13 protein-coding genes are annotated in these 13,092 nt (G+C 64.1%); 8 read left to right on the top strand and 5 right to left on the bottom strand.

Annotation, left to right across the window (positions count from 1 at the left end; genetic code table 11):
- The first annotated feature begins 32 nt into the window (after positions 1–32).
- The 4 genes from D2N39_RS06210 to D2N39_RS06195 all read left to right on the top strand — a co-directional run bounded on the left by D2N39_RS06210 (position 33) and on the right by D2N39_RS06195 (position 6,123).
- Positions 33–644: a TetR/AcrR family transcriptional regulator gene (locus tag D2N39_RS06210; protein ID WP_119133869.1), complete on the top strand. Its 612-nt coding sequence runs from the start codon at positions 33–35 to the stop codon at positions 642–644.
- A gap of 124 nt (positions 645–768) precedes the next feature.
- Complete coding sequence (mprF, locus tag D2N39_RS06205) at positions 769–3,363, top strand: bifunctional lysylphosphatidylglycerol flippase/synthetase MprF (RefSeq protein ID WP_119133868.1); 2,595 nt, start codon at positions 769–771, stop codon at positions 3,361–3,363.
- 116 nt (positions 3,364–3,479) lie between these two features.
- The gene (locus D2N39_RS06200) at positions 3,480–5,237 is read left to right on the top strand and encodes a tetratricopeptide repeat protein (RefSeq protein ID WP_119133867.1); all 1,758 of its coding nucleotides are present in this window, start codon (positions 3,480–3,482) and stop codon (positions 5,235–5,237) included.
- Positions 5,230–6,123, top strand: a complete 894-nt coding sequence (locus D2N39_RS06195; RefSeq protein ID WP_199725215.1) for a 4-(cytidine 5'-diphospho)-2-C-methyl-D-erythritol kinase — start codon at positions 5,230–5,232, stop codon at positions 6,121–6,123. The genes D2N39_RS06200 and D2N39_RS06195 overlap by 8 nt, the downstream gene beginning before the upstream one ends.
- Here the strand turns inward: D2N39_RS06195 and D2N39_RS06190 are convergent.
- Positions 6,099–7,100 carry a polyprenyl synthetase family protein gene (locus D2N39_RS06190; RefSeq protein WP_119133865.1) on the bottom strand — a complete coding sequence of 334 codons (1,002 nt, stop codon included), beginning with the start codon at positions 7,098–7,100 and terminating at the stop codon, positions 6,099–6,101. The two genes, D2N39_RS06195 and D2N39_RS06190, sit on opposite strands and share 25 nt — an antisense overlap.
- A gap of 54 nt (positions 7,101–7,154) precedes the next feature.
- Between D2N39_RS06190 and D2N39_RS06185 the strand changes: the two genes are divergently transcribed.
- The 3 genes from D2N39_RS06185 (at position 7,155) to D2N39_RS06175 (ending at position 8,393) form a co-directional block, all read left to right on the top strand.
- Positions 7,155–7,370 (top strand): putative signal transducing protein, encoded by a 216-nt coding sequence (locus tag D2N39_RS06185; RefSeq protein WP_119133864.1) that lies wholly within the window; start codon positions 7,155–7,157, stop codon positions 7,368–7,370.
- The gene (locus D2N39_RS06180; RefSeq protein WP_119133863.1) at positions 7,370–8,128 is read left to right on the top strand and encodes a tRNA1(Val) (adenine(37)-N6)-methyltransferase; all 759 of its coding nucleotides are present in this window, start codon (positions 7,370–7,372) and stop codon (positions 8,126–8,128) included. Before D2N39_RS06185 ends, D2N39_RS06180 begins: the two co-directional genes overlap by 1 nt.
- Positions 8,129–8,225: 97 nt before the next feature.
- Positions 8,226–8,393, top strand: a complete 168-nt coding sequence (locus D2N39_RS06175; protein WP_119133862.1) for a YdcH family protein — start codon at positions 8,226–8,228, stop codon at positions 8,391–8,393.
- Here D2N39_RS06175 and yddG read toward each other — a convergent pair.
- The 4 genes from yddG to D2N39_RS06155 all read right to left on the bottom strand — a co-directional run bounded on the left by yddG (position 8,384) and on the right by D2N39_RS06155 (position 12,427).
- Entirely contained in the window at positions 8,384–9,265 is an 882-nt protein-coding gene (gene yddG / locus D2N39_RS06170; RefSeq protein ID WP_119133861.1) for an aromatic amino acid exporter YddG, read from the bottom strand. The two genes, D2N39_RS06175 and yddG, sit on opposite strands and share 10 nt — an antisense overlap.
- A gap of 125 nt (positions 9,266–9,390) precedes the next feature.
- On the bottom strand, positions 9,391–10,116 hold the full coding sequence (phbB, locus tag D2N39_RS06165; RefSeq protein WP_119133860.1) for an acetoacetyl-CoA reductase: 726 nt from the start codon (positions 10,114–10,116) through the stop codon (positions 9,391–9,393).
- Between the two features lie 166 nt (positions 10,117–10,282).
- Entirely contained in the window at positions 10,283–11,458 is a 1,176-nt protein-coding gene (locus D2N39_RS06160) for an acetyl-CoA C-acetyltransferase (protein ID WP_119133859.1), read from the bottom strand.
- 135 nt (positions 11,459–11,593) lie between these two features.
- A complete protein-coding gene (locus tag D2N39_RS06155; protein ID WP_119133858.1) occupies positions 11,594–12,427 on the bottom strand; it encodes an EAL domain-containing protein in 834 nt (277 codons plus the stop codon).
- Between the two features lie 98 nt (positions 12,428–12,525).
- Between D2N39_RS06155 and D2N39_RS06150 the strand changes: the two genes are divergently transcribed.
- A complete protein-coding gene (locus D2N39_RS06150) occupies positions 12,526–13,089 on the top strand; it encodes a DNA-3-methyladenine glycosylase I (RefSeq protein ID WP_119133857.1) in 564 nt (187 codons plus the stop codon).
- The last annotated feature ends 3 nt before the right edge of the window (positions 13,090–13,092 follow it).

Below are 13,092 nucleotides of genomic sequence, written 5' to 3'. Positions count from 1 at the left end.
GAACTGAACATGCGTTCAGATAGCATGGGCGCATGGCACGCAAGACAGGCTCGCATTCCGAAATCACCGGCCCCCGCATCCGCGCGGCGGCCCAGCATCTGTTCGCCCGCCACGGCTATGCTGCCGTATCCATGCGGCAGATCGCGGCCGAGGTCGGGGTGCAGGCCGGGGCGCTGTATCTTTACACGCCCGACAAGCAAAGCCTTCTTGCCGATCTGATGCGTGACCACCTCGAGGGGCTGCTGGAGGCTTTCGCCGACCTGCCCCCGGCCAGTGGCCCCGAGGCACGACTGGACCAGTTCGCCCGGTTCCATATCGGCTATCACATCGACCGCCCGGATGCGGTGTTCATTGCCTATATGGAGTTGCGCAATCTGGAACCCGACAACTTTTCCGCCATCGAGGCGCTGCGCCGTCGCTATGAAAATGCGCTGGAGGCGATCCTGCGCGATGGCCGCGCCGCCGGGGTCTTTGCTGTGCCCGATACCAAGCTTGCGACACTGGCGCTGATTGCCATGCTGACCGGCGTGACCAACTGGTATCGGGAAGGCGGGCGCCTTGGCCGGGCCGAGGTCGAGGCGATCTATGCCGATATGGCAAGGAATGCCGTCGGCAGCCCGGCGCGGGTCCAGCACACCGCATGATGCGCGGCGCGCTGCCAAATCCCTTCGGCCGTCAGGTCACAATCCTGCCCGCAGTGTTTACACGCGCCAGCCTATGCCCTAGCTGGAACCTGACCGGAAGACCGCGACGGGCTGCATTTCCAAGATGATCGCATCCACAATCTCTTTCCTGCGCCGGAGCTTTCCGATCCTGCTGGGCATCGGGCTGTTCGGGCTGGGGCTTTATGCGCTGTATCACCTGCTGCGGCCGGTCGATCCGGCGGATGTGATGGCACATATCCGCGCAACCCCATGGCACAGCCTGATCGGCGCGGTTCTGGCGACGGCGGTGGGATATGCGGCGCTGGTGGGCTATGATGTCTTTGCCCTGCATTTCATCGGGCACCGGCTGCCGTGGCGGGTGGTGGGGCTGGGCGGCTTTCTGGGCTATGCCTTCGGCAACACGATCGGCGTCAGCATCGTGTCGGGTGGCGCGGTGCGCTATCGGATCTATTCCGCCTTCGGGCTGAATGCCTTCGAGGTGGCCGCAGTTTCCGCCTATATCGCCATGGCCCTTGGCACGGGCCTGACCCTGATCGGCCTTGCCGCGCTGGCGATACATCCGATGGCAGCCTCGGACGTGATGCCGCTGTCTCCCGGTCTGGTGCGCTGGGGCTCGCTGGCGGTTCTGGTGGTCTCGGTCGCGGTAATCCTGTTCATCTCCTGGGGCAACCGCTCGTTGAAGGTCTGGCGATTCGACCTGCGCCTGCCGCCGCCGCGCAGCCTTGCCGGGCAACTGGCGGTGACGCTGATCGACGTGGTGGCGGCGGCCTATACCCTATGGGTTCTGATGCCCGCAGGCACCCCGGATTTCGCATCCTTCGTGGCGATCTATGCCATTGCCATGATGATCGGCATTCTGAGCCACGTCCCCGGTGGCGTCGGCGTGTTTGAAACCGTGGTCATCGGCACCCTTCCCCCGGAAGTGCCCGTCAGCGAGGCCGCCGCCGCCCTGCTGATGTTCCGCATGATCTATTACATCCTGCCCTTCGTTCTGGGCTTCGTCATCGTTTCGGTCAACGAGGCGCGGATGGCAGGCGGGCTCATCACCCGGCTGATGGGCCGCCTGCCCTCGCAAAGCCGCCCGGTGACCGAGGCGCTGGGCGGCGTGGTGCCCTCGCTGGTGGGGCTGGTGACCTTCGGTTTCGGGGTTTACCTGCTGATGGCCTCGCTGATCCCTTCGGTCCGGGGCGATGCGATGGCCGACCGCGATGTCATCGCCGCCCTGTTGATCGAGGGCGGCACACTGGCCTCTGCCGTGGCCGGGGTGCTGCTGCTGATCCTGTCACATGGCCTGGCCCGGCGCGTGGAGGCGGCGTTCTGGCTGACGCAGGCGGTGCTGGCGGGCGGCTTGGTCGCCTCGCTGCTGAACGGGTTCGACGTGGATAGCGCGCTTCTTCTTGGCGCGGGGCTGCTGCTGCTGTTGCCGTTCCGGGGCGCCTTTCACCGGAAGGCCAAGCTGACCGAGGGTGTGTTCAGCCCGGCGTGGTTCGCGCTCGTGCTGGGGGTTGTCCTTGCGGCGGCGGTGTTCTTCTTCTTCGTCCACCGCACCACGCCCTATTCCAACGACCTGTGGACCGAGATTGCACATGGCGCAAATACCCCGCGCGCCTTGCGGGCGGGGCTGGTCGCCTCGGCCATCCTGCTGTTCTTCGGTCTCTACCTCGCGCTGCGCCCGGTGCGCAGCCGCCCGTTGCGCGCGCAAGATCCCGGTGTGCTGGACCGCGCGGCGGCCATCGTGGCGGCGGCAAGCGACCCGCAAGGCTGTATCGGCCTGTCGGGTGACAAGCGTTTCCTGTTCTCGGACGCAGGCGGCGCCTTCATCATGTATGGGGTGCAGGGGTCCACATGGGTCGCCCTTGGCGATCCCGTTGGCCGTGCCGAAGAAGTGCCCGACCTCTGTTGGGCCTTCATTGATCAGGCACAGCGCGCCAATTGCCGTCCGATGTTCTACGAGGTCGGCCCCGGATTTCTGCCGGTCTATGTCGATCTCGGCATGGCCCTGCACAAAGTGGGCGAAGAGGCCGTGATCCCCTTGCAGGGCTTCAGCCTTGCCGGCGCCGCCTTCAAGTCGCTGCGCGCCGCCCATCACAAGCAAGAGCGCGAAGGGCTGCAAATGGAACTGCTGCCCCCGCCCCACGCCCCTGCCCTGATCGCCGAACTGGCCACGGTTTCCAACGCCTGGCTGGACGGCAAGGCCGGGCGCGAGAAAAGCTTCTCCGTCGGCCGCTTCGATGCGGAGTATCTGGCGCGCTTTCCCATCGCCGTGGTGCGGCGCGCGGAAGGTGGCCCGATCCTTGCATTCGCCAATGTGCTTGCCCCCGGCGAGGGGCGGCATGTGTCGGTCGATCTGATGCGCTACCTGCCCGACGAAGCATCTGGCATGATGGAATTCCTGTTCCTGTCACTGATCGAACTTTACCGCGGCAAGGGTGCGGAAACCTTCAGCCTTGGCGTTGCGCCTTTGGCTGGTCTTTCGGAACGCTCGGTCGGTCGGCTGTGGAACCGCTTTGGCCGGCTGATCTATCGCCATGGCGGGACCTTCTACAATTTCGCGGGTCTGCGCGCCTTCAAGCAGAAATTCCACCCCGACTGGCAGCCGCGCTACATTGCCGTGCCGCCCGGCCTGTCGCCCACGCGGGCTATGACTGATGTAGCGCTGCTGATCGCCGGCGGGGCGCGGGGGCTGTTGCGCAAGTGATTGCAATAACATCTGCGCGACTTCACGCCATTGCCGCCGGTGCGCGGCTGGCCGTGCATTGCGCCGCACCTGCGGCCAGCCTAGTCTGACATATCGACCAGCCAGCGGAGACTTGAATGCGCCTCGGACCTACCGCCCTCGTCCTAGCCCTAGCCGCCCTCGCGGGCGCGCCGCTGGCACGGGCTGAAACCGCACCCGCGCAAACAACGACCGCGACCACGCCCGCCGCAGAACAGCCCGTGGATTCCGGGGCCTACTTGGCCGCCCGTGTCGCCGCAACCGACAGCAATTATGCCGAGGCGGCGGGCTGGTTTGCCCGCGCCCTGGCGAAAGACCCGCAAAACATTGATATGCTGAATGGTGCGATTGTCGCCACGATGGGTTCGGGCGATTTTGAAACGGCCGCTACCTATGGCCGACGGCTTGTCGATCTGGGCGGCAAAAGCCAGTTCGCCAGCCTCGCCCTTCTGGCGGATGAGGCCAAGCGGGGCAATTACGCGGCCATCCTCGCCGCCACCGCAAACGGCCAAAGCACCAATACCCTGTTCGATCAATTGGTCGGCGCATGGTCCGAGGCCGGTGAGGGCCGCATGACCGAGGCACTGGCCGCCTTCGACAAGGCCGCAGAAGCGAAGGGGGCCGCGCTTTTCGCCCGCTATCACAAGGCCCTGGCGCTGGCGTCCGTCGGCGATTTCGAAGGGGCGGACAAGATCCTGTCAGATCCCGCCCTTGCGCCGCTGAAAACCGTGCGTCGGGCGCTTCTGGGCCATGCCCAGATCCTCAGCCAGCTTGAACGCCCGTCCGATGCCACCGCTCTTCTGGACAGCGCCTTCGCGCCGGGGCAAGACCCTGCCGTCGATGAGATGCGCGCGCAACTGGAAGCCGGTCAACCCGTGCCCTATGCCATCGCCACCAACCCGGCCGAAGGCGTCGCCGAAGCCTTCTATACCATGGCCGTGGCGCTGAACGGCGAGGCGGATAACAGCTATACCCTGATCTACGCCCGCACGGCCGCATGGCTGCGCCCCGACCATACCGAAGCCGTGCTGATGTCGGCGAGCCTGCTGAACGCCGAAGGCCAGCATGACATGGCCGCCGCGACCTATGCGATGGTGCCGAACACCGCGCCGGAATTCTATCTGGCCGAATTGGGCCGGGCCGATACGTTGCTGTCCAGCGACCGGACCGATGCCGCGCTGGAGGTGTTGCAGAACCTCGCCCGAACCTATCCGAAGCTTCTCAGCGTGCAGATCGCTTATGCCGACCTGTTGCGCCGCGAGGATCGTTTCGAGGATGCGACCAAGGTTTACGACAGTGCCATCGCGCTGGTCGGCACACCCACCGCCCGCGACTGGCCACTTTTCTTCAGCCGGGGCATCTGCCACGAACGCCAGAAACGCTGGGATCAGGCCGAGGCCGATCTGCGCAAGGCGCTGGAACTCAGCCCCGACCAGCCGCAGGTGCTCAATTACCTCGGCTACAGCTTTCTGGAGCTGAACAAGAACCTTGACGAGGCGCTGGACCTGATCAAGCGCGCCGTGGCGGCGCAGCCCGACAGCGGCTACATCACTGACAGCCTTGCCTGGGCCTATTTCCGCCTTGGCCGCTATGACGAAGCGGTGGAACCGATGGAAGCGGCCTCTTTGATGGAGCCGGTGGACCCGATCGTGACCGACCATCTGGGCGATATCTACTGGGCGGTCGGCCGTAAGCTGGAAGCGCAATTCCAGTGGCGTCGGGCGCTCTCGTTCAATCCCGAAGAAAAAGAGGCGAAACGCATTCGCCGCAAGCTGGAAATCGGGCTGGACCGCGTGCTGGCCGATGAAGGCGCAGCCCCATTGGGCAAGGTCGATGCTGCCGAAAACGATCACTGAATTCGCTCATGCCAAGATCAACCTCTGCCTGCATGTCACAGGGCAGCGGGCGGACGGCTATCATCTGCTGGACAGTCTGGTGGTCTTTGCCGGCATCGGCGACGGCCTGCGCGCCACCCCGGCGGACGGGCTGAACCTGCGGGTGACCGGGCCTTTTGCCGCCGGGGTGCCTGCGGGGCAGGACAATCTGGTCTTGCGGGCGGCGCGGCTGGTGGCAGGCGACATGGGGGCGGATCTGGTGCTGGACAAGCGCCTGCCCCCGGCCAGCGGCATCGGCGGCGGATCGGCCGACGCGGCGGCCGCCATCCGCGTGTTGCTGAGGCTTCAGGCCATGGCCGGACGGATGCCCGGCATGACGCAGGCGCAGGCCGATGCGGTCGCGGCGCTGGGGGCGGATGTGCCGGTGTGTCTTGCATCGCACCCCGCCCGGATGCGCGGCATCGGGGAAAAGCTGGACTGGCTGCCGCCGCTGCCCGAGGTACATGTGGTGCTGGCCAATCCGCGCATCGAGGTGCCGACGCCTGCGGTCTTCAAGGCCCTGCCGCAAAAGAAAAATTCGCCCCTGCCCGAGGTGCTGCCAAGCTGGATCGACGCCGCCGCGCTGGCCGGTTGGCTGCGCGACACCCGCAACGATCTGGAGGCTCCCGCCCGGATCATTGCCCCGGTGATTGGCGATGTGGTCAGCGCGCTGGAGGCCCTGCCCGGTGCGCTGTTCGCGCGCATGTCAGGATCGGGCGCCACCTGTTTCGCGCTGTTTGCCAAAGAGGCCGAGGCGATTGCGGCGTCCGAGACACTGGCGGAAGACCAACCCGACTGGTGGGTCGCGTCGGGCCTGATCTATCCGGGGCGGGCCGATATGGCTCAGTTGATCCGCGCCACCACATAGGCGGCAAGGTCCGACAGCATGCCGCGCAGCGGATGGTCGGGCAGCGTGTCGATGGCAGCCCGCGCCTTCGCGGCCCAAGCCAGCGCATCGTCGCGCGCCGCTTCCATCGCGCCGTGACGCGCCATGATGGCCAGCGCCTGCTCCAGATCGCCGTCTTCCTGACGACCGCGCGCAATCGTGCGTTCCCAGAAGGCGCGCTCTTCGGCATCGGCCAGCGCCACCGCCTTGATCACCGGCAGGGTCAGCTTGCGCTCGCGGAAATCATCACCCACATTCTTGCCGATGGCCGCAGAGGTGCCGCCATAGTCCAGCAGGTCGTCGGCAATCTGGAAGGCGATGCCCAGTGCATCCCCATAGGTGTAAAGCGCCTGAACCTGATCCGCAGAGGCCCCGGCGATCACGCCGCCCACCTCGGTCGCGGCGGAAAACAGCGCGGCGGTCTTGCCGCGCACCACTTGCAGATAGATGGCTTCGGTCGTCGCCAGATCCTGCGCCGCAGTCAGTTGCAGCACTTCGCCCTCGGCAATTGTGGCACTGGCGTTCGACAGGATCTCCATCACCCGCATGGAACCTGTCTCGGTCATCAACTGGAAGCTGCGCGCAAACAGATAATCCCCGACCAGAACCGAGGATTTGTTATCCCACAGCAGGTTGGCCGTCGGCCGCCCCCGACGTTGCGCGCTTTCGTCCACCACATCGTCATGCAGCAGCGTCGCGGTATGGATGAACTCCACCGTCGCGGCCAGATGGATGTGGAACGGGCCATCATATCCGCACAGCCGCGCGGCGGCGAGCGTCAGCATCGGCCGCAACCGCTTGCCTCCCGCTTCCACCAGATGCGCGGTAACCTCCGGGATGCGCGGCGCATGTTCCGAGGCCATGCGCGCCCGGATCATGGCATTCACTGCCTCCATATCGGCGGCCAGCCATTCGCCGAGGCGATCATGCGGTTTCCGTGCAGCCTCGTCCAACCCCATAACGCCCCCGTTCATCCCCTCGACAACTGCGACTTTTGCCGACATTGCTGCACCATGAAGGAAATCCTGCGCAGCACAGACCTGACTGTCATCGCCTTCGCCACGACCCTTCTTGAGGGCGAGGGTATAGCGGTGTTTCCGCTCGACGTCCACATGAGCATCCTTGACGGAAGCCTTGGCATTCTGCCGCAGCGGCTGATGGTTGCGGACCGTGACCTTTTCATCGCGCAAGCCATCCTGCGCGACAATGACATAGATGCGGGGCGCTGATGTTTTCTGACGCCGAACTGAGCGATGACAAGTTTCTGTGCGGAAAGCTGCATTTGTGGCAGCCGCTGAAAGGGTATCGCGCGGCAACGGATCCGGTGTTGCTGGCGTCCGCCTGTCCGGCAGAGGCGGGGCAGAGCGTGCTGGATCTGGGTTGCGGCGCCGGGGCAGCCGCGCTGTGCCTTGGCTGGCGTGTGCCCGGCCTGCGCCTCGCAGGGTTGGAACTTCAGCCCGATTACGCCGACCTCGCCCGCCGCAACGCCACCCGCAACGGCATCGCGCTGGATGTTGCGGAGGGCGATCTGCGCAACATGCCCCGCGATCTGCGCCGTGATTTCGACCATGTGATCTGCAACCCGCCCTACTACCCGCCAGGCGGCACCCCTTCACCCGTGGCCAGTCGCGCCTTGGCCATGCAGGTCGAGGCGGTTCCGCTTGGCGACTGGCTTGCTGTTGCGGCGCGTCGCCTGCGTCCCGGTGGCTGGTTGACGATGATTGCCGGCGCCGATGCCCTGCCCGATCTTCTGTCAGCCCTCGGCACGCTGGGATCGGCCAGTGTGCTGCCCTTGGCCCCCCGCGAAGGCAGGGCCGCGCGACGGGTGATTCTGCGTGCACGCAAGGGGGGGCGCACCCCCTTCCGGTTGCTGGCCCCCTTCGTCATCCATCACGGCGCGTCACATGAAGGCGACCGGGAAAGCTATACCCCCGCCGCGAACGAAATCCTGCGCATGGGCGGCGACCTTTCGGCGCAGTTCGGCTAATTGCCCGAAATTGCTGCGATGCAGCGGTGACATTTTGATGACAAGCGGATGAATCCGTGCTGCAATCACCCTGTCGAACACATTACAGGAGGCTTTGATGACCGTCGCTTCGCATATTGTCGAGCTGAGGAAAAAGCACGAACACCTGTCGGAAATGGTTGAACGGGCGCAGCGTGCCCCCGGAAGTGACGATCTCGAAATCGCGGCGCTGAAGAAGCAGAAGCTGAAGATCAAGGAAGAAATCGAGCGGCTGTCTCACGCCTGACCGCGCTTCGCGCTAGGCCGCGCCGGTCTTGACCGCGCGGCCAGCGCAGCCCCCCCGGTGATCAGAACCGCCGAGACAAGCAGTGCCAGCGATGGGGACGCGATACCGGCAACCACCAGCGCCAGCGTGGAGAGGAGCGGCGCAGCATAAGAGGCGACACCAAGCAGTTGGATGTCGCCTTTTTTCATGCCGATGTCCCAGGTGAAGAAGGCAAGCCCCACCGGGCCAAGCCCCAGCGCCAGCACGGAAAGCCAGCCGGTCGCGGTTTCGGGCCAGAGCGTCGGTTCGATCAGAAGATGCACGATGGCGGAAAGCGCTGCGGTCGCCAGGCAATAGACCGCCACCGCCGCCGTCGGCACCTGCCCCAGCGCGCGCGAGGCCACCGAATAGACTGCCCATGTGATCGCACAGCCGAAGGCAAGGACCAGCCCGGCCGCATTGGCCTGCCCGCCGTCGCGCCCCAGCACGATCAGCGCCGCCCCGGCGAAGGCGATCAGCGCGCCGAGGATATGCCCGGCCTGCAACCTCTCGCCCGGCAGCAAGCCCGACAGCAGAACGATGAACAACGGCCAGAGGTAGGCGATCAGCCCGGTTTCCGCCGAAGGTGCGATGCGGAAGGCGGTGAAATAAAGCGCATGGTAGCCAAAAAGCCCTATCGTCCCGAAGGCATAAACATACCACGGCACCCGGCGCAGAACCGCGCCTTCGCCGCTGGCGAGCACGCGGGCCAATCCCAGCCCGCCACCAATGGCGAAACAGATCGCGTTCAATTGAAACGGCGGCACCGGGGACGAGCCGATGGTGAAAAGAGCCAGCAATGCCCAAAGCAGCACTGCACTGAACCCGATGGCTGTTGCCCTGCCCTGCGTCATCCGCCCCCGCAAAATTCTTGCAAGAAATTTGCAAAAATCTTCCGAAGATTTTTGCGCCCGGTCGAAGGTCTAGGCAAAGAAAAAGGCCCGCGCAAGCGGGCCTTTTCGGCTTTGTCGCAGTTCGCTCAGACGAAGAACTGGCCACCATTGGCGCTGATCGTCGCGCCGGTGATAAAGCCTGCGTCATCGGCAGCAAGGAAGACCACACAGCGCGCGATTTCCTCGGGTTCGCCCAAACGGCCAACCGGAATCTGCGGGATGATACGCTCGTTCAGGACTTTTTCATCAATGGCACGCACCATCTCGGTGCCGATATATCCGGGGCAGATCGCATTCACGGTGATGCCGGCGCGCGCGCCTTCCTGTGCCAGTGCCTTGGTAAAGCCCAGATCGCCAGCCTTGGCGGCCGAATAGTTGGCCTGACCGGCCTGCCCCTTCTGACCGTTGATCGAGGAGATGTTGATCACGCGGCCAAACTTGCGGTCACGCATGCCCGACCACAGCGGATGGGTCATGTTGAACAGGCCGGTGAGGTTGGTATCCATCACCTCCTGCCATTGCGCGCGGGTCATCTTGTGGAACATCGCATCACGGGTGATCCCTGCGTTGTTCACCAGAACCGACACCGGACCCAGATCCGTCTCCACCTTGGCGATCCCTGCGGCGCAGGCGTCATAGTCGGCAACCGACCATTTGTAGGTAGGAATGCCGGTTTCCTTGGTGAAAGCCGCAGCGGCGTCATCATTGCCGGCATAGTTCGCCGCGACAGAATAGCCCGCATTCTTGAGCGCGACAGAAATCGCCGCACCGATGCCGCGCGACCCCCCGGTGACCAGAGCAACTTTCGACATGATTCCTCCTTGAAATGTCTGCTTGGAATCTTGCTACCGGACAGCGCACCGCTTCGCAACAATGTTGCGAAAGTTTTTTTGCATTCGCAGCAAAATTTCGCATGAAGAAAAACAAACGGCGCACTGTCTCCAGTGCGCCGCCGGTATTGCCACAGGAATAAAAGGATCAGGCGCGCTCGAGGCACATGGCCACGCCCATGCCGCCGCCGATGCACAGCGTCGCAAGGCCCTTCTTGGCATCGCGGCGCTGCATCTCGAACAGCAGGGTGTTCAGGATGCGGCAGCCGGAGGCACCGATCGGATGACCAATGGCAATGGCGCCACCGTTCACATTCACGATCGACGGATCCCAGCCCATGTCCTTGTTCACCGCACAGGCCTGCGCCGCGAAAGCCTCGTTGGCCTCGACCAGATCAAGATCGGTGGCCTTCCAGCCCGCCTTTTCCAGCGCCTTGCGGCTGGCATAGATCGGACCGACCCCCATGATCGCCGGGTCCAGACCCGCCGTCGCGTAGGAAGCAATGCGTGCCAGCGGTTTCAGCCCGCGTTTCGCCGCCTCGTCGGCCGACATCAGCAGCACTGCCGCCGCACCGTCATTGATACCCGAGGCATTCGCAGCCGTGACAGAGCCATCCTTGACGAAAGCCGGCTTCAGCTTCTGCATCGCCTCCATGGTGGCGCCATGGCGGATATATTCGTCGGCATCCACCACAGTATCGCCCTTGCGGCCCTTGATGGTGAAGGGGATGATCTCGTCCTTGAAACGGCCGGCCTTCTGTGCTGCCTCGGCCTTGTTCTGGCTGGCCAGCGCAAATTCGTCCTGCATGTCGCGGCTGATCTGCCACTGGTTCGCAACATTCTCGGCCGTCTGACCCATGTGATAGCCATTGAAGGCATCCCACAGCCCGTCTTTGATCATCGAATCGATGAACTTCATGTCGCCCATCTTGTGACCTGCGCGCAGATGCGCGACATGAGGCGACAGCGACATGCTTTCCTGACCGCCCGCAACAACGATGCTGGCATCGCCAAGCTGCACATGCTGCGCCCCCAGCGCAACAGCGCGCAGACCCGAGCCGCAGACCTGATTGAGGCTCCAGGCCGAGCTTTCCTGCGGCAGACCGGCAAGGATATGCGCCTGACGGGCCGGATTCTGGCCCTGACCGGCGGTCAGCACCTGGCCCAGAATGGTTTCGGAAACTTCGGATTTGTCGATCCCGGCGCGGGCCACAACAGCCTCGATCACCGCAGCGCCCAGCTCATGTGCCGGCGTATTGGCAAAAGACCCGTTGAAGCTGCCTACGGCAGTCCGCCCGGCGGAAACGATAACGACATTCGTCATGGCTGTAGTCCTCTCCCTTGGCCGATGCGGCGGAGGGGCTCCTCTGCCGCCTTGCAGCATGGGGTAAGCAAGTTTCCGGCCCGGAGCAAGAAGATTGCGCGCAAGTGCCGAAACTTTGGCGATTCGTCGCAGCCCTCACGCATGTTTGCGATCCGCAGCCATGAAAACGGGTTTCAGCGTCGGCGCGCCGAACAAGTAGCCTTGCATGCAGTCGATGCCCACAGATTGCAGAAATCGCGCCTCCTCCAGTGTTTCCACCGCCTCGGCCACGGTGAACATCTCGAACTGCCGCGCGATGGAGATCAGCGCGCGGGTCAGCGCCTGATTGTCGCGGTCCGCATGGATGTTGCGGATGAATTGCCCGTCGATCTTCAGCACGTCGAAAAAGAATTCCTTGAAATGGCGGAAGGCGGTATAGCCCGCCCCGAAATCATCCAGTGCGAAGGCAATGCCTTCCCGTTGCAGGTCGTCCATGAAGGCCGTCACGATTTCCGGCACAAGAATGGCCGAGCTTTCGGTGATTTCGAGGATCAGCCGCTCCCCTATGGTGGGGGAGTGTTGCAAGCCGCGCTTCAAAACGCGCATCCAGCGCGGATAACCGATGGATCGCGCCGACATATTCACTGACAGGCGGATGTCAGTATGGCGGGCCAGCGTGCGCAGCCCCAGATCAAGCGCGGCACAGTCGATCTGGCGTCCCAGATCCCGCCCTTCGACCGCCCCCATGAAATCGCGTGCCGGGATCACGCGGCCGCCCGGATCCAGAACACGGATCAGCCCTTCGTGAAAGGCGATGCGTTGCGGATCCGCGGCCAGCACGACGGGTTGAAAGGCCAACCGGACACGCCCGTCACGCAAGGCCTGTTCCACCATGGCGATGGTCTGTCGATCCTGTTCGGAAATGGCAAAGCTGAGCGGGTCGGACAAAGGCCCCGCATCCACCGCACCGCCTGTCTGCCGGATCGCCATGGCCGTCCCCCTGCTTGCTTCCCGCTTGGCAGATTGCGCGGCCAAAGGTAAAGACCGGGTGAAGGTTCACATTTAGTTCTAATTTTGCGGGGTTTTCCATGGAAGGCAGATGCACCTGGTGCGGCACCGAGCCGCTGTATGTCGCTTATCACGATACGGAATGGGGCGTGCCCGAACACGACGGTCGCGCCTTGTTCGAAAAGCTGATCCTTGATGGATTTCAGGCGGGGCTGAGCTGGATCACCATCCTGCGCAAACGTGACACCTTCCGCGCAGCCTTTGAAGGCTTTCACCCCGAGATCATCGCAGGATGGGGCGAGACGGAGGTGCAGCGCCTTCTGGCCGATCCGGGTATCGTGCGCCATCGCGGCAAGATCGAAGGCACCATCGCGGGTGCCCGTGCCTTTCTGCGGATCGAGGAACGCGAGGGGTTTTCGCCCTTCCTTTGGCGCTTCGTCGGCGGCAGCCCCATCGTCAACCGTTTCACCAGCATGGCGGAGGTGCCAACCGAAACGCCCGAATCGCGGGCCATGTCGAAGGCGCTGAAGGCCGAGGGCTTCAAGTTCTGCGGACCAACCATCGTTTACGCCTTCATGCAGGCGACGGGTATGGTCAACGACCATATGGTCACCTGTCCCTGCCACAGCGCACTGGCGCGCTGAAGC

It is taken from the genome of Gemmobacter lutimaris (assembly GCF_003570715.1).
Lineage (GTDB): Bacteria > Pseudomonadota > Alphaproteobacteria > Rhodobacterales > Rhodobacteraceae > Gemmobacter > Gemmobacter lutimaris.
Note: the sequence above shows the minus strand (reverse complement) of the source record. Positions and strands in the feature narration are given on the sequence as shown.

Coding starts and splice junctions, on each gene's coding strand:
- phbB (WP_119133860.1), bottom strand. CDS start 10,116: ATGTCGAAAGTTGCTCTGGTCACCGGGGGGTCGCGCGGCATCGGTGCG.
- D2N39_RS06175 (WP_119133862.1), top strand. CDS start 8,226: ATGACCGTCGCTTCGCATATTGTCGAGCTGAGGAAAAAGCACGAACAC.
- D2N39_RS06185 (WP_119133864.1), top strand. CDS start 7,155: ATGAAGGAAATCCTGCGCAGCACAGACCTGACTGTCATCGCCTTCGCC.
- D2N39_RS06150 (WP_119133857.1), top strand. CDS start 12,526: ATGGAAGGCAGATGCACCTGGTGCGGCACCGAGCCGCTGTATGTCGCT.
- mprF (WP_119133868.1), top strand. CDS start 769: ATGATCGCATCCACAATCTCTTTCCTGCGCCGGAGCTTTCCGATCCTG.
- yddG (WP_119133861.1), bottom strand. CDS start 9,265: ATGACGCAGGGCAGGGCAACAGCCATCGGGTTCAGTGCAGTGCTGCTT.
- D2N39_RS06210 (WP_119133869.1), top strand. CDS start 33: ATGGCACGCAAGACAGGCTCGCATTCCGAAATCACCGGCCCCCGCATC.
- D2N39_RS06180 (WP_119133863.1), top strand. CDS start 7,370: ATGTTTTCTGACGCCGAACTGAGCGATGACAAGTTTCTGTGCGGAAAG.
- D2N39_RS06200 (WP_119133867.1), top strand. CDS start 3,480: ATGCGCCTCGGACCTACCGCCCTCGTCCTAGCCCTAGCCGCCCTCGCG.
- D2N39_RS06155 (WP_119133858.1), bottom strand. CDS start 12,427: ATGGCGATCCGGCAGACAGGCGGTGCGGTGGATGCGGGGCCTTTGTCC.
- D2N39_RS06160 (WP_119133859.1), bottom strand. CDS start 11,458: ATGACGAATGTCGTTATCGTTTCCGCCGGGCGGACTGCCGTAGGCAGC.
- D2N39_RS06190 (WP_119133865.1), bottom strand. CDS start 7,100: ATGGGGTTGGACGAGGCTGCACGGAAACCGCATGATCGCCTCGGCGAA.